Source organism: Corallococcus sp. Z5C101001, assembly GCF_007352635.1.
Classification (GTDB): domain Bacteria; phylum Myxococcota; class Myxococcia; order Myxococcales; family Myxococcaceae; genus Corallococcus; species Corallococcus silvisoli.
The window spans coordinates 1-22,841 of the sequence record NZ_VKLU01000016.1 but is presented as its reverse complement, the minus strand read 5'-3'; the positions used below and the strand labels follow the sequence as shown (position 1 = coordinate 22,841).

General features: G+C 69.1%; 9 protein-coding genes. 6 read left to right on the top strand and 3 right to left on the bottom strand.

The features are described from left to right. Positions 1 to 407 precede the first annotated feature (407 nt). Entirely contained in the window at positions 408 to 1,139 is a 732-nt protein-coding gene (locus tag FOF48_RS30670) for a head GIN domain-containing protein (protein WP_143907480.1), read from the bottom strand. A 115-nt stretch (positions 1,140 to 1,254) separates the two neighbouring features. Continuing rightward, on the bottom strand, positions 1,255 to 4,635 hold the full coding sequence (locus FOF48_RS30665; protein WP_143907478.1) for a protein kinase: 3,381 nt from the start codon (positions 4,633 to 4,635) through the stop codon (positions 1,255 to 1,257). A 218-nt stretch (positions 4,636 to 4,853) separates the two neighbouring features. On the opposite strand from FOF48_RS30665, the gene FOF48_RS30660 reads away from it, so the two are divergent. The 5 genes from FOF48_RS30660 to FOF48_RS30640 all read left to right on the top strand — a co-directional run bounded on the left by FOF48_RS30660 (position 4,854) and on the right by FOF48_RS30640 (position 19,695). Beyond that, positions 4,854 to 5,894 (top strand): hypothetical protein, encoded by a 1,041-nt coding sequence (locus tag FOF48_RS30660; RefSeq protein ID WP_255442861.1) that lies wholly within the window; start codon positions 4,854 to 4,856, stop codon positions 5,892 to 5,894. Positions 5,895 to 5,928: 34 nt separating this feature from the next. Further along, the gene (locus tag FOF48_RS30655) at positions 5,929 to 7,824 is read left to right on the top strand and encodes a ribonuclease R family protein (protein WP_143907476.1); all 1,896 of its coding nucleotides are present in this window, start codon (positions 5,929 to 5,931) and stop codon (positions 7,822 to 7,824) included. 242 nt (positions 7,825 to 8,066) lie between these two features. Then, entirely contained in the window at positions 8,067 to 12,977 is a 4,911-nt protein-coding gene (locus FOF48_RS30650; RefSeq protein WP_186002141.1) for a PA14 domain-containing protein, read from the top strand. Between the two features lie 108 nt (positions 12,978 to 13,085). Then, entirely contained in the window at positions 13,086 to 19,226 is a 6,141-nt protein-coding gene (locus FOF48_RS30645; protein ID WP_143907472.1) for a polymorphic toxin-type HINT domain-containing protein, read from the top strand. A 7-nt stretch (positions 19,227 to 19,233) separates the two neighbouring features. Then, entirely contained in the window at positions 19,234 to 19,695 is a 462-nt protein-coding gene (locus FOF48_RS30640; RefSeq protein WP_186002140.1) for a hypothetical protein, read from the top strand. A 63-nt stretch (positions 19,696 to 19,758) separates the two neighbouring features. Here FOF48_RS30640 and FOF48_RS30635 read toward each other — a convergent pair whose 3' ends face one another. Beyond that, positions 19,759 to 20,244, bottom strand: coding sequence for a YkgJ family cysteine cluster protein (locus FOF48_RS30635; RefSeq protein WP_143907468.1), 486 nt, complete (start codon positions 20,242 to 20,244; stop codon positions 19,759 to 19,761). 419 nt (positions 20,245 to 20,663) lie between these two features. On the opposite strand from FOF48_RS30635, the gene FOF48_RS30630 reads away from it, so the two are divergent. Further along, positions 20,664 to 22,706: a PilZ domain-containing protein gene (locus tag FOF48_RS30630; protein ID WP_143907466.1), complete on the top strand. Its 2,043-nt coding sequence runs from the start codon at positions 20,664 to 20,666 to the stop codon at positions 22,704 to 22,706. Positions 22,707 to 22,841 lie beyond the last annotated feature (135 nt).

Genomic DNA, 22,841 nt, shown 5'->3' with positions numbered 1-22,841 from the left:
TCCCCCTCGTACGGATTTTTTCAACATCGCTGAATGAATCCGACCTGCTGCGTCCATCGACGCACCGTGCAATCGCGGCGGGTCTGCTTCCACTGCCGGTCCGGGATGGCGGTCAGCGACTGACGCAGGGGGCCTCGGCGGGTGCGGTGAAAGACACGGAGGGTGTTTGGGATTGGGGCGGACTCCCGATATCTTGGGGACTGCGAAGCGCTCGGCGAACCCGGGCGTGTTCCATGGGGTCCACGTGCCCGCCCGACCGTGTTGTCCGTGCGGTGGGTGTCCACGTGGAAGGAGGACGGTCGCCCGGATGACCTTGGAGGTCCGGTGTGCGGCGTCTCCGTTGCCTCGTGGGGGGCCTGTCCGGGCCCCGGGAACTCCCCGGGGCCCGGGTAACCTTTCCTCCGGAGTCAGTTCGACGCGTCGACGCGGGACCCGCCGCTGACGTCGACGCGGGAGTTCTGGGGCCGCTTGGAGAGGCGGACGACGCTGCCGCCGGAGGCATCGCCGGAGATGCTGGAGGGGGCATCGGCCTCCACGATGGCGCCGCCGCTGGCCTCCACCCGCATGTCGGACACGCCCTGGAGCTGTCGGGCGTGCAGCTGCGAGCCGCCGCTGACCTCCGCTTCCAGCTTCTGCGCGCGGCCGGTCAGGGTGACTTCGGAGCCGCCGCTGGCCTCGGCCTCCACCTTCTTCGCGTCCACGCCGCGCACGTTGAGGACGGCGCCGCCGCTGGCCTCGGCTTCGAAGTCGTCGGACGCGGTGGCCTCCGCGTTCATGTGGCCGCCGCCGCTGACCTCCAGGCGGTCGATGGTGGGCGAGGACACGATGAGCTTCACGCGGCCGTTCAGCCCGCCCCAGAAGCCCTTGCGGTCCACCCGGGTCGTGAGGATGCCGTTGTCCACCACCAGGCGGATGCGGGAGAGGGCCTCCGAGGAGCCTTCCAGGCGGACGGACTTGGGACCCACCTTCACCTCCGCGTGCATGCCGTGGCCCACGGAGACGCCGTGGAAGTCCTCCACCTGGCGCGTCTCTCCCGCTTCCTCGCGAGAGGAGGGCCTGGTGGCGTCCTGCGCGTGGGCGGTGCAGGCGGTGGCGGAGAGGCAGCAGGCGGCGAGCAGGGACAGCGAGGTGATCCTCATGGTCGGCTCCGGGCGTGGCGCGAGGACGTAGGACACGGCCTCCGCGGAATGCCTTGGGTACGCGTGACCCCCGCGCGTGATTGCGCGTGGGGGACGGGAGCCGCGCGGGCGCCGGTCAGGGATTGGCCAGCAGTTCCAGGGGGACCCGGACGGACGTGGTGTCGTCGGGTTTGATCTCCACGAGGAGCTTCAGGGGCCGGCCGGTCCCATCCATGAGCTTCAGCGTGTGCCTGCCCACCGGGAGCGCGACCTTGGTGAGGGGGGTTTCGCCGAGGGAGCGGTTGCCCAGGGACACGCGGGCGGAGGGTTCGGTGACGAGGGTGAGGAAGCCCTGGGCCGCAGCCGGCTCCGAGGTGTCTTCGGCCGGAGTGGGGGTGGCGACCTCGGGGGCGTCCTCGGACGGGGTGCGGGGCTTGCGGACAGGAGCGGGCGTGTCGCTGGCGTCGCGCTTGGTCTTGCGGACGGGGGCGCGGGTCTTCCCCTTCGCGACCTGGGAGTCGTCCGGGGGCGGGGTGTCTTCGGCGGGGGCCGCGTCGTCCGGGGGCGGGTTGGTGGGAGGAACCGTGTCCGCGAGTTCGGTGGAGGGTTTCGGCGCCGGAGGTTCGGCGGGGAGAGCCTTCTGGGCTTCGAGTGGGGCGGAGGGCGGTGGAGAAGTTGTGGAGGACTTCGTCGCCGGGGGCCGCGCGAGCACGGAGTCCCACAGCGCGGCGACGCGACCGCCGTCGAGTCCGAGGGCCACGGTGGTGCCGAGGCCCGCGATTCCCAGGAGCGCGACGCCGGCCGCGATGAGTCCGCCCCGGCCGCGGCGGGGGGTGGGGGCGTCGGAGTCCGTGAGGAAGTCGTGGGGTTCGGTCGACCGGGTGGAGGCGCGCGCCGCGCTGGCGCGTGCGGGGGGCGAGGACTGCTTGCGACGGGAGGACGGCGAGCGGCGGACCGCGGGTGTGTTCTCCGGGGCCTCTTCGCGAGGCAGGGCCGGCACGCGGGAGATGGCGGTCTCGCTGTCGTTCAGCAGCGCCTGCGGCGGGTTGTGAGGCTGGGTGACGCGCACGCTGTCCAGCGTGGAGGAGCGTGAGGGCCGGGGGCGGGAGTCGTCGGCGGAGGCGGATCCGTTCGCGGCGTCCCGAGCGGAGCGGGCCCGTGAGTCATCCGTGGATGGGTTCGCGTCGCGAGCGGAGCGCCCACGTGAGTCGTCCGTGGATGCGTTTGTGTCGCGAGTGGAACGCACACGTGCGTCGTCCGTGGATGCGTTTGCGTCACGAGGGGAGCGCCCGCGTGCGTCGTCCGTGGATGCGTTTGCGTCACGAGTGGAGCGCCCGCGTGCGTCGTCGGTGGCTCCATTCGCGGCGTCGCGAGCGGGGCGCCCACGTGAGTCATCCGTGGATGCGTTTGCATCGCGAGCGGAGCGTGCCCGCGAGTCATCCGTGGATGTGTTTGTGTCTCGAGCTGAACGCCCACGCGCGTCGTCCGTGGATGCGTTTGCATCGCGAGCTGAACGCCCACGCGCGTCGTCCGTGGATGCGTTTGCATCGCGAGCTGAACGCCCACGTACGTCGTCCGTGGATGCGTTTGCATCGCGAGCGGGGCGCCCACGTGAGTCGTCCGTGGATGCGTTTGCATCGCGAGCCGAACGCCCACGCGGGTCGTCGGTGGCTCCATTCGCGGCGTCGCGAGCCGAACGCCCACGCGCGTCGTCGGTGGCTCCATTCGCGGCGTCGCGATGCGACCGGAGACGAGAGTCCTCGGCACCGCTGTTCGCGGCGTCCCGCGTGGACCGGGCCCGTGCATCCTCGGAAGCATTGAGGGCTTCGCGCGGCGGCCGGGGACGCGAGTCCTCGCTGGCTCCGTGCGTCGCATCCCGGCCGGACCGCGACCTGGAGTCCTCGGCACCGCCGTTCGCCGCGTCCCGCGCGGAGCGCGAGCGGGCATCCTCGGACGGTGTCTCCCGTCCGGAGCGTGCCCGGGGCTCATCGGGCGGAGGCACGAAGACCGGGGGCTCCTTCGACAGACGCGCCTTCGGATCCACGGGAGGCTGCGCGCCCACGCGGGACAGGGGCGTGAGGATGGTTTCACCCTCGATGTAGCCGGGAGCCGTCGCGACGTTGGACGCGGTGATGCGCAGGGACGCGTCCAGCACCACGGGCGGCAGGGCCGGTTGGGTGCGCACGCCGGGCTCGGAGTCATCGGGGTTCGCGGACAGCGAGTCCGTGGGCGGCGGCCGGGGCGTCTCCACCGGCGGAGCCACCCGGCGCGAGGGTGGCGTCGCGGCCGTGGGCTTGCGGACCGCGAGCTCCTCCGTCGTGTTGCGGCGGACAGGAGCGGGAGGCGCGGACGCCTTCGCCGGAGCAGGCGCCCGGGCCGGCGGGGCCGCCGCGGGCGAACGGGGCGGCAACGTGGAGGAGATCTGCGGCAGGGCACCGGCAGGAGGCGCCACGACCGGCTCGGGAACATCCACGCCCCGGGCCAGCACCTGCGCCACCTGCGTCTCGCTGGAGGTGCCGTCCCCGGTGGACTGCCCGCTCATCAGCAGCAGGCGGGTCTGGTCGCGGCGCTCGGAGAACAGGCGCAGCATCAGTTCGCTGCTCTGCTCCGGGTGCCAGATGCGCGGGCCCACGGCGCGCTCGATGGCGCGGGCGAACTCCAGCGTGGTGCCGTAGCGGTCCTCGCGCCGCTTCGCGAGCGCCTTGAGCACGATGGCGTCCAGCTCCGGCGGCACCTCCTTGTTCACGCGCGAGGGTGGAGGAACCTCTCCACTCAGCACCGCGTTCATCATCGCGTCGGCGCTCTTCGCGTAGAACAGCCGCATGCCGGTGAGGCACTCGTGCAGCACCACGCCCAGGCTGAACAGGTCGCTGCGGGCGTCCAGCGGGTCGCCCATGATCTGCTCGGGGGACATGTAGCCGCTGGTGCCCTTCACCATGCCCACCGCGGTGCGGCCCGCCCGCGCCAGGCTCTTGGCGATGCCGAAGTCGAGCAGCTTGGTGACGCCCTCGTACGTCACCATGATGTTCTTCTCGGCCACGTCCCGGTGCACGACGGGCGAGGGCCGGCCCAGCGGGTCGGTGAAGCTGTGCGCGTAGTTGAGCGCCACCGCTGTATCGCGCACGGCCATCAGGCTCAGGCCCATGGGTATGGGCTCGTGGGCGGAGCGGCAGGCGCGGGCCACCTCCACCAGCGTGGCGCCCGGCACGAACTCCATCGCCAGGAACAGCTCCCCGTCCGCCACGTCCAGGTCGTACACGTGGGCGATGTGCGGGTGGTTGAACGCGGCCGTGACCTTGGCCTCGTCCAGGAACATCCGGACGAACTCCTCCTCGCCGCGGATGTCGGGGAGGATCTGCTTCAGCACCACCATCTTGCGGAAGCCGGCCAGCCCCTTCTGGGCCGCGAGGAAAATCTCCGCCATCCCGCCTGTCGACAGGCGGCAGAGCACCTCGTACTTGCCCAACACCCGGCCACGGAATCCGTCCGGAGTGAGCGTCAGCGTCGTCCCAGCCATCGTAAGGGGTCCGACTCTACACCGGCGCGGGGACCGACGCGAAAGGCCCGGACCACGGTTTCTGGCCAGATGCCAGGGTTTACGAGGATGAGGCCTTCGTCCGGGCGGAGACAGGTTTCCACCGGAACGCGCGTGGATTGTCCGGCACCGGAGAGGAGGCCCCGGGAGGGCCGGACGGCGGTGGGGGGCTCGGTACTGTGCGCGCCATGGAGACGCGGATGGGCCAGATGGGGCGGTGGGGACGGTGTGTGGGCGCGCTGCTGGGGGTGGTGTTGGCGTGGGGGGAGGCCCGGGCGGAGGGGTTGCAGGTGGAGTACGACCTGCAGACGCCGCTGTTCCTGGACCGGACGTACCTGTTCGTGTCGCCCAACCGCATCCACCGGTTGGGGGACCCGGAGTCGCCGGCGCCGCTGCTCTTCGAGGGGCAGTTCGCGCCGAACCTCTTCCTGCCGCAGCTGCGCCTGGGTGATTTCAAGGAGGACGGGCGGGAGACGCTGTTCTCGCTGGTGTTCACGCCGCTCATCCGGCTGCGGGTGCTGAACACGAACAGCAGCCCCGTCATCCCGCCGTCGTACATCCCCAAGCTGACGCTCCAGGCGGCGCACCTGCGCCTGCTGCGGGGGCCGGACAAGGACAGTCAGCCCCGAGCGGTGGCGGTGGGGTTGAACGCCATCCTCGGGCACTACTCCAACGGGGCGCAGGGGTGCTTCTTCGCGAACCAGACGGGGACGGACCCGGACTGCACGCCCGCGGAGGGGAGCCTGCCGTTGAACGAGGTGTCAGGGAGCTTCTCCACGAACTTCCTGCGCTTCGAGCTGCATGGTCGGCTGGGGTTCGGGGTGGATCCGCAGCGGGTGAGCGCGTGGATCCTGGGGGCGAACGGCTTCTACGAGCTGAACTCGTCGATAGGGCCCGGAGGGATGAGCCATGCCCAGCGCGAGGTGTACGGGGCCGGCCACTGGGGGTTGGGGCTGGTGGGGGAGCGCGCGCTGAACGGGACGCGCTTCCGGCTGGAGGGGACGTTTTCGAAGCCGTTCGGGGAGACGCCGTTCCAGCGGCCCACCTTCAGCCTGGAGGCGGCGGTGAATCCCTGGTGGAGCGCGGGCTTTGGCCTCTTCGCGCGGTACATCCACGGGCAGGACTACTACAACATCCTCTTCCTGGAGCGGATCAGCTTCTGGCAGTTCGGTCTGGTCTTCGAATTGAATCCGGGCGCGCGGCTGAAGACAGACAGCGACCAGCCTCCTGGCTTCTGGTGACGTTCGTCGCGCCGTGGGCTACGACGGCGCGCACATGGACACCTCCACCTCTCCGCGCACCGTCACCGGCCGCGTCGACGTACATCCCCGGGGTTTCGGCTTCCTCACCGTGCAGAAGCCCGGGACTCCGGAGGTGCTGTCCGCCTTCATTCCGCCGCCGGACCTCAACCCCCTCTTCGCGGGGGACATCGTCTCCGCCACGGTGACGGCGTCCGGCGAGGGCCGCTGGACCGCCTCTGGCCTGTCGCTGGTGGAGCGCACCCGCACCGCGGTCTACGGCGAGGTCGTGTCGCGCAAGGGCGCCTTCTTCCTGCGCATCGACAAGGAGGTCTCCAACACCGAATGGCCCCTGGACCCGGGCACCACTCCCGTCCAACCCAACGACGCCGTCGTCGCCCGCATCGCGGCCGGCAAGGTCGTGCTGCTCTACCGCCTGGAGCCCGGCGCGGACCGCTCGCTGGAGCGAGTCATCGCCCGCCATGGCCTCCACCGGGACTTCCCGCCGGAGGTCGTCGAGGAGGCCCGCCGCGCGAAGGAGACGCCCCACGCGCTCAAGGGGGCCCGGCGCGACCTGCGCTCCATCCCCACCGTCACCGTGGATGCGCCCTCCACGCGAGACATCGACGACGCCATCTCCGTGCTGCCCGCGGGGCCGGACGGCGCCCTGCGCCTGCTGGTGTCCATCGCGGACGTGAGCGAGTCCGTGAAGGAGGGCACCCCCCTGGACCTGGAGGCCCGCGACCGGGCGACCAGCGTCTATCTGGCCGGCCGCGTGCTGCCCATGTTGCCGGAGGAGCTGTCCGCGCACTGGCTCAGCCTGGTGCCGAACGAGGAGCGGAACTGTCTCACGGTGGAGCTGCGCATCGACCCGGATGGCCGCGTCACCGCCGCGGATGTCTATGAGAGCCTCATCCGTTCCTGGGCGCGGCTGAACTACGACGAGGTCGCGGACTTCCTCGACGACAACACCGTGTCCCCCGCCATGGAGCCCGTGCGCGAGGCCATGCCCTGGTTCCGGCTGGCGTCGGCGCGGCTCGCCGTGTCCCGGGCGGCCCGGGGCGGCATGGCCATGTCCCGCGACGAGGCGCGCTTCACCTTCGACACCGCGGGCGCCGTGTCGGGACTGGCCGGGGAGAAGGACACCTCCGCGCATGGGATGATCGAGCGCTTCATGGTCGCCGCCAACGAGGCCATCGCCACGTGGCTGATGACCCGGGGTGTGCCCACCGTGTATCGCGTGCACGAGCAGCCCGACCCGCAGCGGGTGTCGGACGTGAACGCGTTCGCGCTGCACTCGGGGTTCGCCGCGGGCTTCGGCGCGCAGCTGACGCCGCTGGCCCTGGCCGCGTTCGACCGGCAGATCTCCGGCGCGAAGGCGGAGGCCGCGCTGCGCTCCGTGTTGCGCCGGTCGCTGGGTCCGTCGCGTTACACGGTGAAGCCGGGGCCGCACTTCGGGTTGGCCGCGCCGCTGTACCTGCACTTCACGTCGCCCATCCGCCGGTACGCGGACCTCGCGGTGCACCGGCTCATCAAGGCGTACCTGGGCGGCCTGCGCGACTTCGTGCATGAGGACCCGGAGATTGAAGAGCTGTCCCAGCACATCAACGTGCGCGCCCGCTCCGCCAACCGCGCGGAGGTGGACCGCCACCACGAGCTGGAAGCGCGCTTCATGTCCACACGCATCGGGCAGCAGTTCCCCGCGCGCATCGTGCGGGTGAAGCCCTTCGGCCTCGTGGCGCAACTGGATGGCATGTGGGTGGAGGGCATGGTGCCGGCGGAAGGACTCGCCGGAGGCCCCTACCGTCCGGACACGCGCGAGCTGTCCATGGTGGGCCGCACGCGGACCTTCACCGTGGGTATGCCGGTGACGGTGAAGGTCGTCTCCACCGACGAACAGCTGGGCCGGGTGGAGTTCGCCCTGGTGGAGTAGCGCCACACCCCCGGCCATTCCATGGCACCGGTCCGGATGATTCGGTGAACCAGTCGCGCGGACTCGTCTCGTATCCAGTCCGCGAACGCACCGGTACCCGTCATCCGGCTTCGAACGCGAGCACATCCTGACTCGACGGTCGGCATCGCCCATGCGCGGAACGCGCAGGGCATCGCCATGGAATCGAAGGCCTAATGAAAAGACGAATCTCAGCATTATGGGGGCTGGGGGTTTCCCTGCTCATGGTCGCCTGCGGGCAACCTTCCGAGGAGGAAGCCACCCAGGAGAAGTGGGCCACGGCCGAAGCGGCCCTGAACGGTTCCAGTTGCCGGCCCACGGTGGCGCCGGAAACCCTGCCAGGGGCTCCCACGGGTCTGGACCTGGTCTGTCAGGGGCCCTGGGAGTACCGCAGGGAGTGCTTCAAGCTGAGCAACACGTCGGCATGCCCCCAGATTGGCTATGAGACCAAGCCCTGCCAGGTGGATGCCACCTGCAGCCACTCCACCCGGAGCACCGTCACCTATACGAACATCAAGGCGGCGGGCGAAAACACCTACCTCCAGTACTGCGACTACTCCGAGAAGCCCCCCTGCGAGAACAGCAACACGACCGCTTACACGCACACGTGCCAGGCCCGGGCCACGCAGCTGCTGTTGGACCTGGAAGCCCAGGGGAAGAGGGACCCCAAGTTCCCCCTGGCCATCGTGTCTGCCTATTCGACGGGAAACCGTGTGCTCGGCAGCCCGCAGACGCTCAATAGCAGCGGGCCCGGATGGAGCCAGACCGTCACTACGACCCCGTGGACGGAAGACTGCTCCATCACCGTCAGCAACGTGGTGTCCTCTTGGACGACCAGCCCGCACCCCGAGTGCGGTCAGGTCCCCTCCACCTGTCCTGACCCCTCGCGGCCCAAGTATGACTATTGCCGTGCGCCCACGCATGGCACCGAAGCCGATCCGGCGACGTGCGACGGATTGTCGGGCGGCGGCCTGTTCTACTCGGTCAGCGGCCTGTCTCAGAACGCGCTGAAGAGCACCGCTGACGCCCAGGCCGACATCCGCACGGGCTTCCCCAACCGTCCGCGCTGCATGACGGCGGACGATACGCCCTATGCGTCCGTGGAGACCAAGTACACCCGGCTGGCGACCCAGCTGGACGCGGTCGCTCCGGCGGCGGTGGATGGCCCGCTCCTGAAGTTCAAGCTCGTCAACGCGCTCAAGCTGCTGTTCGAACTGCACGCGGACAACCCGGCCTTCGACTCGAATGTGCAGGCAGGTGGGTACGCCACGCGCCGCGCGCGGGTCCAGGCTCTCTACACGGCCTATCCGGAGATCAACCACTTCTTCCGGGTGGACCCGACGGTGGACTTCACCTGGAACCTGGATGCCCCGGCCCCCTTCATGTCGCCGGACACCTTCTCCGTGCGCTGGACGGGCTTCGTGGAGGCGCCCCAGACGGGCACGTATGCCTTCCACGTGAAGTGGGATGACAGCGTCCGCCTGTGGGTGGACGGCCAGCTCCTGCTGGAGCGCCCCACCTACCTGGGCGAGGTCTGGCATCAGGTCAGCGTCCCGCTCACCGCGGGCCGCCATGCCCTGAAGCTGGAGCACAGCGAGGGTGGCTGGGCCGCGGGCATCCGGCTGCACTGGCAGCCCCCGGGCGCCCCGAGCGTCACGCCCATCCCCACGAACCGGCTCTTCACGCCGGATCAGGCCAGCAACGGCCTGCTGGGGGAGTACTTCGACAACGAGGACTTCACGTCCGACACCTGCTCCACGGGCCTGCCCGCGCCGTCGGCCAGCTTCACCGCCTCCCAGGAGGTGATTGGCACGCTGGCCCTCTGCCAGCGGCTGCTGGACAGCCACGTCTCCAGCACCGCGGCCAGCACCCTCCTGGACACGTGCACGGCGGCCGCGACGGGCATCGAGCAGCTCGCGTCCTCCGGCTACGACACCCAGGCGTACTGGCCTGTCTACGACAGCATCACCTCGCAGCTGCTCATCAAGGGGCTGCCGGGCATGACGACGACGCTGGGCAGCGAGAACCGCATCGCGGAGCTGCGCGCGAAGCTCGTCGCCATCCAGCGGTGGTACGGCGCGTCCCGCGCCCACCTGTCGCCCACGGCCGCGCCGTCGCCGGCGCTCATGGCCCAGACGAGCCAGGTGATGCAGGCCTTCTGGAAGGGCGCCTGGCTGAAGGATGAGCTGGGGCTCACCGCCACCAATGACACGCAGGCGGAGACGGTCCGGGCCAAGGTCCTCTCCGACGGCTTCGTGGCGGACCGCCAGGTCCTGCTCGCGGCCTTCGGTGAAGGAGGCACGCCGCCGCTCACCGGAGCGCCGCTGCTCTACCTGCTGGATGACTCGCTGCGTGGGCTGAACGAGCGGATGCTGGACGTGAGCCGCCTGCACGACATGGGCTGCCGCTTCGTGTCCTGCTCCACCCGGTCCACCGTCACGAGCCAGCTCTGGAACGTGCTGGCGAACCTGAATGATGCGTCCGCGTTGCAGACGAAGGTCACCGCGGCGGCCAATGTGTCGGCGGACTGGAAGCGGGTCTTCAACCGGATGGTCTCCGGCCACGCCGCCTTCCGCTCCGCGGTGGAGGACGCGCTGGGGTTGCCCGCGGGAACCTACGTCGCCAACGACCTGTTCGACCGGCCGGTGTCCGGTTCCGCCATGTCCCTGACGGCGATGCTGCGCGAGGCCCAGGCCCGCGCCACCGGCTACGCGGTCAATGGCCTCTTCACCTCCGAGAACGAGCAGACCCTCAAGGTGGGGCTGGACGCGCAGAAGCAGGCGGCCATCCTCGCCCAGCTCAACAAGATCATCGGCGAGCTGGACGGCGACCTCACCTCCTACAACGCCAATCGCAAGACGCTGGTGCTGGAGCTGCTTGCCCAGCTGCAGAACCAAGGCAACCTGGCCAACCTGGACAACAGGAGCCTCCTCCTGGATGCGCAGCTGAAGTCGCTGAACAAGGACTTCAATGGACTGCGCGTGAGCCAGGCCGTGGAGGAGGCCCGCCTGGGTGACTTCATGGATGGCTTCGAGGCCCTGTACCCGGCCATCGCGGAGCAGGGCCAGGTCATGCTGAAGACCGAATCCTCCCTGATCGTCCCCAACCGGGGACGCATGGGGCCCAATGCCAATGACGTGCAGGGAATGGCGTCGCTGAAGCTGGATGGCTCCACCTTCAAGCTCCAGCCCTCCGTGGGCAGCCAGCTTGTCGTCCAGGTTTCAGGCCGCTGGTCCCCGACCTGCGCGCTGGGGCTGACCAGTGGTCCCAATGGCAGCATGGTGAAGGTGCGGACCCCGCTTCCCGCTCAGACGCCCATCATGACGGGGCCCGAAGGCTTCTCCGTGACGAACTCGCAGGAGGTCTACACGGCGACCGCCAACGAGACGGTGAACTCGGAGGGCAACTTCGCCAACGCGACGAATACCGAATCGTTCTGCGCCGGGTTCAATCCCAGCATTCCCATTATCGGAGGCATCGGAGGGGTCAACTCCTGCATGAGCTCCGAGAGTGGCACCACGTGGAGCCGGACGTGGAATCAGACGTCCTCCACCGGCAGCAACGCGCATACTACCTTCTCCGTGGCGCGCGGCGTGCGGTCTCCCCTGGCGCCGTTCCCGGACGAGCCGGTGGGCAGCCTCCTCCTGGTGGAGGTGGTGCGGGGCATGACGGATCGCGCCAATGTGCGCTCGGCGCGCGTGCTCCAGTCTCCGTCCACCTCGCTGCTGGTGAACGCGCAGTCGGACTACTACGTGGTCGTCAACGACGCGGCCATCGTGGCCAGCACGCCCACCGCGGCGTGTGAGGGGTGGGTGGGCCACTCCCAACTGGACGTGCGCGTCGCGGAGCTGAGCCCGCAGTCCAGCGAGGCGATCCAGATCACCACGTCGATGGTGTCCGGATTGGCCAAGATGAAGGCGCAGGCCCAGTCCTACGTGTCCCAGGGGCGGCTGCTGCCGAGCCAGATCAACAGCCTGCGCAGCAAGGCCTTCAGCGACCTCTACCTGGCCTGCGGCTGCACGAGCCTGGAGGGCTACCCGGAGAGCCTCCGCACCCTCTTCGGCACCTTCGTGGAGAAGGCACTGGTCGACGTGGAGCGGGAGGTGGAGCTCGTCAACATCGAGCGGCAGCTGCGGCAGGTCGCGTTGGAGATCCAGGCGCTGGAGGACGACCGCACCTATGCCCAGACCCAGTCCCGGCTGCTGGCCCTGGCTCCGGCCTGGACGTTGCGCAACCTGGATGGCACGGCCCTGCGGGTGAAGCTGGAGGCCTTGGACGAGGTGATGAGCCAGTGGCTGGCTCCCACCGTGCGGATCCTGCATCCGTCCACCCTGACGAACTTCACCTCGTCCGAGCTCAACCTGCTGAACGCGCTCACGGCCATCGACCCGGCCTCTCCCAGCACGGACATCACCGTGCTGGCGCAGACGGCGAAGCAGGCGGCACAGGCGGTGGAGACGCGCCTGGCGGCGACGCGGATCATCGGACCGGCCAACCCGGTGCTGGACGTCATCGTCAGCATTCCCCGCCAGGACAAGACGCCCGTCACGCTCTACCGCAAGGCGGACCCGGCCCTGTCGAAGGCGGTCTGGGATGACATCCTGGCGAACCGCAACCCCACGCTGACCCTCACGCCGGAGCACTTCTTCAGCCTGTCGGGCGGACAGAAGCTGCTGCCCTGCAATCAGGTGACGCCCATCGTCCGGACCCTGGCGGTGTACGGCGTCCTGCCTGCCGGCAGTTCGTCCGACCCGTACACGATTCCCCTGGGCCTGACGCCGGCGATGCGCTTCCCGGCGGCGTCCTCGCTGTTCCAGTATGACTTCGCCACGGCGGAGTACCTGGGGCCCTCGGCGCAGCTGATGTTCGGCACGATGGCGGAGCTGACGGCGCCGACCAACAACAAGCTGGACGCGTACCTGTCGACGTCGTCAGTGGCCGCGGGACTGTCGCCTTTCACCAGCTACCACCTGGACGTGCAGTCCATCGTGGGCAACTACCTGCCGCCTGCTCCCGGACTCATCAACCCGAACAGCCCGCTGGCGAAGACCCTCGAGCTGCTGGTGGTCTTCCGGGTGGAGACGAAGCAGGAGGCTCCCAGCGTGAAGCCTCCCGGCGTGATGCGCTGCCAGTAGCCAGCGCCCGTCGGACACCGAAGTCAGTCATGGCCCTGCCCGGTGGGTGCAGCCCGGGCGGGGCCGTTTTTCAGTGCCTGTCTTTCTTTCAATCAATGGGACATCGCCATGCGAAGCGTGTTGGGTTTGGTCGCCGGACTGTGGTGCGGGCAGGTGCTTGCCCAGCCCTTCAATGATGCGTTGGTACAGGCGCCGCAATTGGATGCGCCCCGTCGCGGAAGCCTGGTGGGGCAGTACGCGGCCACGGAGCTGGGGCCCGCGGATGTGAGCCGGGGAGGCTTCAGCCTGGCCTCCACGTTCGCCGTGCCCACGGAGCGCGGGGTCCTCCACGCCCAGGTCTTCCCCAGTTATTCGCCGGAGGGAGGCATTGGCGAGTGGGGGCAGGGCTGGGGTGTGTCGCTGGCCATGACGCGCACGCGTGTCATTGGCGAGCTGGACTACTCGAACGACGAGCTCACCGGTCCCTGGGGCCGGATGGTGAAGGGGACGGACGGGCGGTGGTACCCCGTGGGTCTCAAGAGCAACGTGCGCATGGAGGAGCAGGGGACCACCCTGGTGGCCCTGCTTCCGGACGGCAGCCGCTGGACGTTCGGCGGTACCGCGCGCGTGCAGACGGCGCGAGGCACCTATGCGTGGCACCTCACGCAGGTGGTGGACGTCACCGGGCACAAGACGAAGCTGGAGTGGACGGCCAACGCCTCTGGCCGCCTCTTCCTGACGCGTGCCTCCTATGGGGGCCTGGGGGATGACTTCCAGGAGCGGGTGGACTTCATCCACGAGCCGGTGACGACGGCCTTCGTGGACTGGCGGTCCGGAGAGGCGCTGCGGTTGGACCGGCGCGTGACGCGCGTGGAGGCTCGCAGCAAGGATGCGGTCACGGGACTGTTCGGGCTGCGCTGGAGCTACGCCGTCGGCTACCACCAGGACGCGCTGGGCCCCGCCTTCCAGCTTGAATCCGTGCAGCGGACGTATGCGTCGGGGCAGTCCGCCCCGGCGGTGACGTATGCGTATGAGCGCGCCTCGGACCTCCTGCCGAGCGTGTCGCCGCGCTTCATCCCCAAATTCGACGGCGTGATGCTGGCCTACTCCGAAGGGGTGGCCCTGCCCTCCGAGTCCACGCCCTTGGATGACGGGGACGACGGGTTGGTGGACCTGGAGAACCGCACGGACTTCAGCCTCATCCGGCAGCAGCCGGGCGGCTACACCTTCGACCCGCTGCCTCCGGCCGCCCTGGACGCGCGCATCGAGTGCCGGCCGGATGCGTCCGCGTTCAACCAGCCCCGGCTGCTGGCGAGGATGCGTCCCGAGCAGACCGACTACCAGGTGGTGTCGCTTTCCTGGAACGCGTTCCTGTCGAAGACGGAGATGCTGGTGTGCGAGCGGGATGGGCACCCGGTGCATCAGGGCTGGCTCCATGACGCGTGGGAGCTGGGTCCCAACACCCGCCTGGTGGACCTGAATCGGGATCGGCGGCCGGACCTGCTGGCCGTCTACCTGGGTGGCTACAGCGTGCTGCCCAACGAGAGCACGGCCACCGCGTATGCCTTCGCGGCCGTCCCGGTGACGGGCACGCTGAATCTCCAGGTCCAGCCCCAGGCCACCTGGGTGCATGACTTCAACGGGGACAGCGTGCCGGATCTGGTGGTGCGCTCCTACAACGACCTCTTCGTCTACGCGGGCAAGGGCCAGTTCCTCTTCGAGCCGGAGCCGCACATCTACGAGGCGCGCTTCCCGGACGACAGCCCGGTGTCGCTCGCGGGCTTCGAGCTGAGCTTCACGGACATCAACAACGACGGCCTGCAGGACGTCATCGCCGGCAGCCCGTACGGGGCGTTGCTGCTGGTGAACGACGGGACGCGCCTGGTGCAGGTGCCAGTCCCCGCGCTGGAGTTGCTGGCGTGGAACTCCAGCTTCCCGGTGGTGCAGGACCTGGAGGGCACGGGCAACACGGAGCTGTTCTTCGTGGAGAACGGCCTGGCGAACTCCGTGGCGCTGGATACGCCCGGCACGGGGCTCCTGAAGTCCGCGGATGACGGCAAGGGGACGCGGCTCGCCTTCACCTACGCGCGCAGCCCGGTGGCCGCCCAGCAGGGCGCACGCCAGCCGGTGCTGGACACGCTGACGGTGCAGTCCAGCGGGCAGGAGACCCGGACGTACCAGTACACCTACGGCCAGCCGGCGATGCACTCCGTGGGTCGGTTCCTGCTCGGTTATGGGCAGGTGACGCGCGAGAGCATGCATGTGCTGGAGGAGATGCACTTCCTCAACGAGGACGCCAGCGCGGGCCTGCTGCTGTCCTCGCGCGTGCGCGATGACAAGGCGCCACGGGTAGAGGAGTTCTCCACCCTGCGGTACGAGGCCGCTTCGCTGGCGGGTGTGCCGTGGAAGCGATTGCAGGCCCAGGAGCAGGGCTGGCGCTCCACGACGGACAACCAGTTGGTGTCGGAGCTCACGGAGTACGAGGCCTACACGGCGGACGTCTGCTCCTCCCGTGTGGTGACGACGACGGCGCAGGGGACGTTGACCACGGAGCGGACGCGGGCCTCGGTGAGCGGGTTGGGTCAGGCGCTGCATTGCCTGGAGAGCCGCACCGTGCTGACCGGGCAGCATGCGCAAGCCTGGATGGACTTCCGCCATGAGGCCCTGGTGGAGCGTGACTCGCTGGGCCAGGTCACGGCGGTGCGCAGCGTGGAGGGCACGCAGACGCTGACGTTGCAGCAGGTGACGTACAACCCCGACGCGTCCCTGGCCTCCATCTCCGTGCCGGGCAAGGGCGTGGCGACCTTCCACCAGGAGCCGGGACGGCGGCTGCTGTATCAGACGAACGCACCGGACGGTGTGGTGACGCGGGTGGTGGATCGCGACCCGCTGACGGACGCGGTGCTGACGTTGGAGGTGGACCGGGGAGGCACGCCCTACCGACGCTTCTTCCGCTACGACGGGCAGGAGCGGTTGAGCCGGGAGTGGGACAGTCTGGGAGGTTCCCAGCTCAATCCCAAGCAGACGTATGGCTATCACGACGCGACGGCGACCGCGCCCGCCTCCTTCCAGTTGTCCACGTTGGTGGATGCCTCGCAGGGGGCCGTGCGGGAGTCCGTCGAGTACGTCACGGCCTCGGGAGATGCCTTCACCACGGCTCACCGGATTCCGGAGGGCTGGAGCTTTGACAGCCTGAGCCGCAGGGACGGCGCTCGCGCGGAGCTGCGCACGCTGCTGCGGCCACCGGTGGGGCCCGCGGTGAACATGCTGGCCATGGACTACGCGGCGCTGCTGGCGGGAGGCCGGCAGGTGGCCTTCAGCAGCGCGTCCGCCTTCGGCCACGACGCGGCCACCACCACCGCCTTCCACGAGGGCGTGGAGAAGCAGGTGGCCACGAGCCTGGGGATCGAGTCCGGGGTGCTGATGCAGACGGCCGTGGAGAACGGGACCTTCACCGCCAGCCGCACGTTGGACGCGGCGAAGCGCGTGCTGGCGCAGGAGGACGAGGCCCATACGCGTCACGGCTACCACTACGACGCCTCCGGACGTCTGCGCGAAGTGGTGCTGCCGGATGGCGCGACCCACCGCGTGCACTACGACGGCCATGGCCGCGTGGGCCAACTGGTGCGTCAGGGAATCGCCACGGTGGAGTACACGTATGATGCGACGAAGGACCGCCTCGTCCTGAAGCGCTTTGTCTCTCCCGCTGGCGTCGTCCAGCGCCAGGTGGCTTTCGCCTACGACACCCTGGGGCGGCTCTCCACGGAGACACATGGCGCTGTCGCCGGCAGTGGTTCTCAGGTGTATCGCTACTACCACGACGGGGCTTCTCCTTCCGGCCCGGCGACGCTGGACCAGAAGGGCTTGCTCACGGCTGTCTCCGGTGACGGGTACCTCAAGACGTTCACGTACCGCGAGGACGGCAGGCTGACGTCCCGGACCCTGGAGTTGACGGGTTGGCGCACGGTCCAGGCGCAGCTTGCGTACAACGACGCGGGGGACGTCACTGGCACCACCACCGTGGTGAAGGCCGCGAATGGGACGCAACTGTCGTCCGACACGCAGGTCTACAAGGTTGATACGCACGGACGGCTCAAGGAGGCGTGGCTGGGGACGGGCAACGCGGCCCCTTCGCCCTGGGCTTCGCTGGACTACGACAGTGAGGGACGGGTGTCCTCCGTGGACTTCTCGGGAGGAACGCACGTTGGCTTCGGGTACGACGCCTTCACCCGACGCCGCACCACGCAGGCACAGTCCACGCCGACGTGGAGCGCCACCACCGCCCAGCGTCTGAATGCGCGGGGCCTGGTGGAGTCGGAGGACTTCACCCTGGGCGCGCAGACCTGGCAGCGCGACTACACCTATTCGCCCCAGGGTTTCCTCACCCAGGCGCAGGATGCCCATGACAGCTACCTGTATGGCTATGCGCCCGAGGGGCTCCCCCTCTCCATCCAGGAGAACGGCACGACGCGCCCGGTGACGCGCGTGGGCAACACGCTCACCGCGGGGAACGTCACCTACACGTTTGACGCCCTGGGCCGCGCTGTGACGAAGGGAAACCTTCAGCTCACGTACGGCCCCAACGGGCACGTGGCCAGCGCGACCCGTGGGACCACGCAGTGGAACTTCCTCTACGACGAGGCAGGCCAGCGCATCCTCAAGCGCGAGGGCTCGACCCCCGTGGCCGCGTATCTGGAGGCGGGCGAATACCTGGATGCGTCTGGCCTCACGCTGCCCGTGCACTTCGCCGGGCAGTTGGTGGGTGTCATCCAGCAGGGCGTGTTCCGCCCGCTCGCGGCGGACGCGCGGGGCACGCTGCTGACGGACACGGTGGGGGCTCCGTTCGTGGCCTCGCCCTATGGCAATCGCGCTGCGCACCCGGATGTGTCACCGGCGCTGGAGTTCGTGCAGAAGGGGTACGACGCGGACCTGGGACTCATCCGCATGGGAGTGCGGGATTACGACGCCACGCTGGGGCAATTCCTCTCACCGGACGGACTGTTCCTGGAATCGCCGGAACAGTGTCTGGCCAACCCCAGCGAGTGCAACCTCTACTCGTACGCGCGCGGCAACCCGACGGGCTTCACGGACCCCAGTGGCAAGTGCTCGGCCAGTCTGGCCACGGGCATTGACTGCATGGGCCCCGCGCTGGCGCAGGGCGCCGCCATCGAAGCGGAGATGGTGGATGCATGGCGGGGCGGAAACTATGGGACGGCGGCCGTCGCGGGCATCCTGAATGTTGGCAATGGCGCCTACGTCGTGACGGCGTTCATGGCCCAGGGCGTGGTGGATGTCGGCAACGGGACCTACACCGCGACCTCCGGCTTCATGGAGGGGGACTATGACAAGGCATTGAACGGATCCGTGCAGACGCTGATGTCCTTTACCTTCGCGCGGCTGGGACAGGTCGCGTCGGCGTTGAGCGCGGAACTCGCCCCGGTGACCCGGATCACCGCGCAGATGGCCGCGACGAAGGCCGGCACGACGATGACCACGGCCATGCTCGAGGGAGGAGGCTGTTTCGTCGCGGGAACCGTGGTCCTGACGGCGGAAGGGATGCGGCCCATCGAAGAGGTGACTGTGGGTGACCAGGTCTGGGCCTGGGACGAGGAGAGCCAGGCCCCCGGCTGGCACCCGGTGACGCGCACCTTCATCAAGCTGCGGCGAGCGGTGGTGAAGCTCGAGCTCGTGGCCGCGGATGGCACGGTGGAGACGCTGGGGACGACGGTCGAACACCCCTTCTGGGTGCAGGGCCGGGGCTGGACCCAGGCCCAGAATCTGGTCGTGGGCGATGCGCTCATCACGGCGCAGGGAGCACCCGTCCGGATCCGGGCCCTCTCCCTGGCCGCCGAATCGGCGACGGTCTACAACCTGGAGGTCGAGCAGGCCCACACCTACTTCGTCGGCACACTGGCGACGTGGGTCCACAACACCAGCAGGTATTTGGGGATCCTCCCCAAATCCCCCCCGACCCCGAAGTCAGTGAATCTTCCTTCATTGAAGAAGATCACCATCGACATCGGGCACATCCTTTCAGGTCATCTGCGAGGCGGATCCCGCGTGAGCGAAAACAAGGGTTTGTTCCAGAATATGACCGAGAAACAGATCGAAAAGGCTGTCAGGGAGGCGTATCGTTATGCGAAGACCATCGAGCGTCAGGGGCCGCGTGTACGTGCGCAAGGTCCTGGTCCCAGTCCCGCATACGTCATTGAGATGTGGATCAACCTGGAAACCAAGGTGATGGAAACCGCGTATCCAGTTTTCCGCTAGGAGGCTGATGCTCATGCTTACGGTGCATGTCGAACCCGACACCCTGGCCATCGCGTCTTCAGGCCTGGTCACGGGTGTGCTCTCGCTCCGGGGGGAGGACGCGTCCTTTCCGGATGATGAATGGAACGACGCTCCCGTTGTCGTGCTTGGCTGGTGGTTGGAGGCGTTGGCGCCGCTTCAATCCGGGGGGACAGCGACGGCCCGATGCCAGTTCATGGAGGGACCCTTCTTTTTCGAGGTGTCACTGCATGGAGAGGAGATGGTCCTTCGCTGTCAGCAACGGAAGCATTCATCGACCCAGGTCGTTCTTGAAGGTCGTGTGCTCACCGATGTGTTCATGCAGCGGCTGGTGGAGACATCAGCCCAGATGATTACCGCCTGCGAGCGACGCGGGTGGACGTCAGGTGACCTGAGCCGTCTCAAGGCTTTGGTGGAGAGTGCCCGGGCTCAGATGTCGCGGAACCGGTGAAGGTGGCCGCACCCGGGCTCGAAAGAGTCCGGGTGCGGTGACTCCTCGCTGGAGAGGCTGTCCTCACCCCGAACGCCGGAACCGCCCCCGGAAGTGGCGGTCCAGGTACACCTCCGCGTGCGCCAGCGCCTCGCGGGCCTCCCCTGACAGCGACAGCTCCGCCGCGCCGGTCCTCGCCTGCCGCATCACGCTGCCCGGCCCGCTCCCAGGGGAGGCCAGCGTGCGTCCCACCGCCGCCACCTTCGCGTGAGCCGTGTCCACCACGCCCTTCGCCTCCTCCAGGGACACCTCTCCCTCCGCGAGCGCGTTGAACAGCTGGCAGCGGTAGCGGCGGCACGCCTCCGGACGCGCCTCGTAGACCGTGCAGCACAAGCCGTCCAACGCGGCGCAGCGCTGGGCCAACACCGGGGCGCCGTCCTCCCGCACCGCCAGCGGCAGACCGCGCTGGCGCAGCACCTCCGCCTCCCCCGCCTGGAGCGGGACCTGCGTGAAGAGCGTGCCGTCACAGCACATGCCGCAGTGGAGGCAGAGGGTGGACAAGGAGGACATGGCCGCCCGGGATAACGTCCCGAGGGCCACGAGTCATCCCCCACGGGTGTACGCGCCGACTTCCACCCCCCAAGGCAAGCCATGTCTCACCAGCCGACATGCGACATGTCCCGCCGTGTTCCATGTGTCGGAGGCCCCCTGACTTCGTGGGTGACGTGTGACCCGAGGGGCTGGAGCCAGCCGCACCTGTCTCAAAAGGCCATGCGCCTGTCCGAGAAAGAAATTCTCCGCGCGTGAGAAGCCAGTGCGTGACAGTCCAAAGGACGTCCACGGACACGGCCCGTAGGTCCGAGTGCAGAAGGGGTGAATGATCTCCACTCTGTGGGAATCCGAGTTCCCCGGGTCGCGCGTAACTGGGGAGAGCACTGTTTCTTCGGACGTCGTAGAATCATGCCCCGTAGCACCTCAGGGAGCCCCCCATGCACACGGACACTCACGACGCGCCGGCCGGCCGCGAAGCCCTCCTCGGATATCGGGTGGGGACGGAGTTGAGCGCGGCGGCTTCTTTTGGCGCGGACTTCTCCCCCGGGCGTCTGGTGCAGCTGTCCCTGGAGCATCTAACGCTCCACCTGGAGTCGCGCACGGTGCCTCGCAAGGGGCAGGCGGCGTCGGTGGTGGTGGGTGAAGGCGAGCGGTGGGCCACCGCGCTCGACGCGGAGGTGATTGGCGTCAACGCCGCGCGGCCGGAGGTCAGCCTGCGCTTCGTCGCGCCGCCCCTGGATGCCGGCCGCCGCATCGTGGGCCTGCTGGAGTCGCTGCGCGACAACGGCCTGCTCCTCACGCCGGAGACACGGCCCGTGTGGCGCGAGCAGATTGACCACCCGGAGCGCGTGGCGCGCATCTGCGAGGCGCTCGCCTCGCGCCAGGCCCGCGGCGTCCTGCGCTCCCAGGACGGCCAGGCCGTGGCGCAGGTCACCGCCGCCTTCCACGAACCGCTGCAGGACCTGTTCGGCTGGCACCTGCACGGCGCGCTTCCCCCGGGCCCCTTCACCCTGGAGGCCTTCGGCTATTCCAGCGTGGTGCACTTCCAGATGGACCAGGCGCGCATGGAGGGCGGCCTGCTGGTGATGCCTTCACCCACGTCGCTCGTGCGCTTCCGCCACCGCTGGCTGCGCCGCACGCAGGCCAGCGCGTCGTGCACGCTGGACTTCGACCATCCGCTCTGGCCCCAGGTGCACGTGCGCCGCGGCCTGCTGGATGTCTCCTACGAAGGCCTGTCCTTCCTCACGGAGCCTGGCGAGGACCTGATGTATCCGGGCCTGCGCCTGCCGGTCATCGAAGTGGGCATGGATGACCACCTGCCGGTGCGGCTGCGCGCGGAGGTGCGCAACATCTCCAGCACGCCCAACGGCCGCCGCTGCGGCGTGAGCGTCCGGCCCCTGGACGCGGAGGGCGCCCGCGCGTGGCGCGCGCTGGTGGAGGCCCAAGCCCATCCCTCCACCAAGGTGGACGGCGACTGGAACGACTCCACCTGGAAGCTCTTCGAACGGTCCGGCTACTTCCGCCTGCCGGGCAAGGAGCCGGAGAAGTTCACCAGCCTGCGCGACCAGTTCGACCGGACCCAGAACAAGCTCCAGGAGGCGCCGCTCCTGGGCTACCGCGTGGTGCGCCCCGCGGACGAAGGCGTGGAGGCCACGCTGTCCGTGCTCAAGCCCTACGCGGGCAGCTGGATGGCCCACCAGCTGGCGCGGCACCAGCCCCCGGGCAGCCGCTCCACCGCGCGCGAGGCCCTGCGCGACATCTACCTGCGCGGCTACGAGCCCACGCAGGTGGATCCGGAGGTGAAGTGGTTCTTCGCCTACTGCGAGGCGAACGTGCGCTGGGTGCGCTACACCAAGTTCGACTTCGCCACCTGGTACGCGCACACTGGCCAGACGTGCCTCGTGCCCTTCCGCCTGATGGAAGGGGAGGTGGACTCGGTCTGGCAGGCGCCCGCGAACATCGCCCTGGACGCGCCCACCGTCGAGGAGCGCGCGGCGTTCTTCGCGCGGGTGGCCCACACCCGCCCGGAGGCCTACCGGGAGGCGCTGGACCTGGTGCCCGAGCGCTTCGACCTGCGCACCATGCGCACCGGCTGGGGGGAGGCGGGCCTGTCCCGCGAGCGCGAGCTGGTGGTGGCCCGTCACCAGGGCCGCGCCGTGGCGTTCGCGGTGTTCGAGTCCGCGCAGCCGGGGCTCAACCTCTTCAACGTGCTGGATGGCGTGCGCCTGGTGCCGCTCGCGGACGACGCGAGCCCGGAGGTGCAGGACGCGTTCGTGGCGCTGCTGGGCCGCGCGGCGGAGTGGTACCGCGCCCGCGACCGCAAGGTGTTCGTCCACTACGTGGAGGCCACCTGCGTGGAGTACGCGGAGCGCGTGTCGCTGGCGGACCTGGGCGACGGCAAGCTGTGGGTGATGTCCGCGCGCCTGCTGCCGGAGTTCCTGGAGCACCTCTGCGAATCCACCACGCCGCGCGCCGCGTGACGCAGAGGCGCGCGGCCCGGGCCGGCCGAGGCAACCCGGCCCGGTGCCGCTGGAAGGCCTAGGCCGTGTCTGATGGATGTGGGAGCGCCGGTTGTTGTCTCCGCAAGGAGGCAAGGCGAGATGATGCGCTACGAG

Coding starts and splice junctions, on each gene's coding strand:
- FOF48_RS30665 (WP_143907478.1), bottom strand. CDS start 4,635: ATGGCTGGGACGACGCTGACGCTCACTCCGGACGGATTCCGTGGCCGG.
- FOF48_RS30640 (WP_186002140.1), top strand. CDS start 19,234: ATGCTCATGCTTACGGTGCATGTCGAACCCGACACCCTGGCCATCGCG.
- FOF48_RS30655 (WP_143907476.1), top strand. CDS start 5,929: ATGGACACCTCCACCTCTCCGCGCACCGTCACCGGCCGCGTCGACGTA.
- FOF48_RS30670 (WP_143907480.1), bottom strand. CDS start 1,139: ATGAGGATCACCTCGCTGTCCCTGCTCGCCGCCTGCTGCCTCTCCGCC.
- FOF48_RS30635 (WP_143907468.1), bottom strand. CDS start 20,244: ATGTCCTCCTTGTCCACCCTCTGCCTCCACTGCGGCATGTGCTGTGAC.
- FOF48_RS30630 (WP_143907466.1), top strand. CDS start 20,664: ATGCACACGGACACTCACGACGCGCCGGCCGGCCGCGAAGCCCTCCTC.
- FOF48_RS30650 (WP_186002141.1), top strand. CDS start 8,067: ATGGTCGCCTGCGGGCAACCTTCCGAGGAGGAAGCCACCCAGGAGAAG.
- FOF48_RS30645 (WP_143907472.1), top strand. CDS start 13,086: ATGCGAAGCGTGTTGGGTTTGGTCGCCGGACTGTGGTGCGGGCAGGTG.
- FOF48_RS30660 (WP_255442861.1), top strand. CDS start 4,854: ATGGGCCAGATGGGGCGGTGGGGACGGTGTGTGGGCGCGCTGCTGGGG.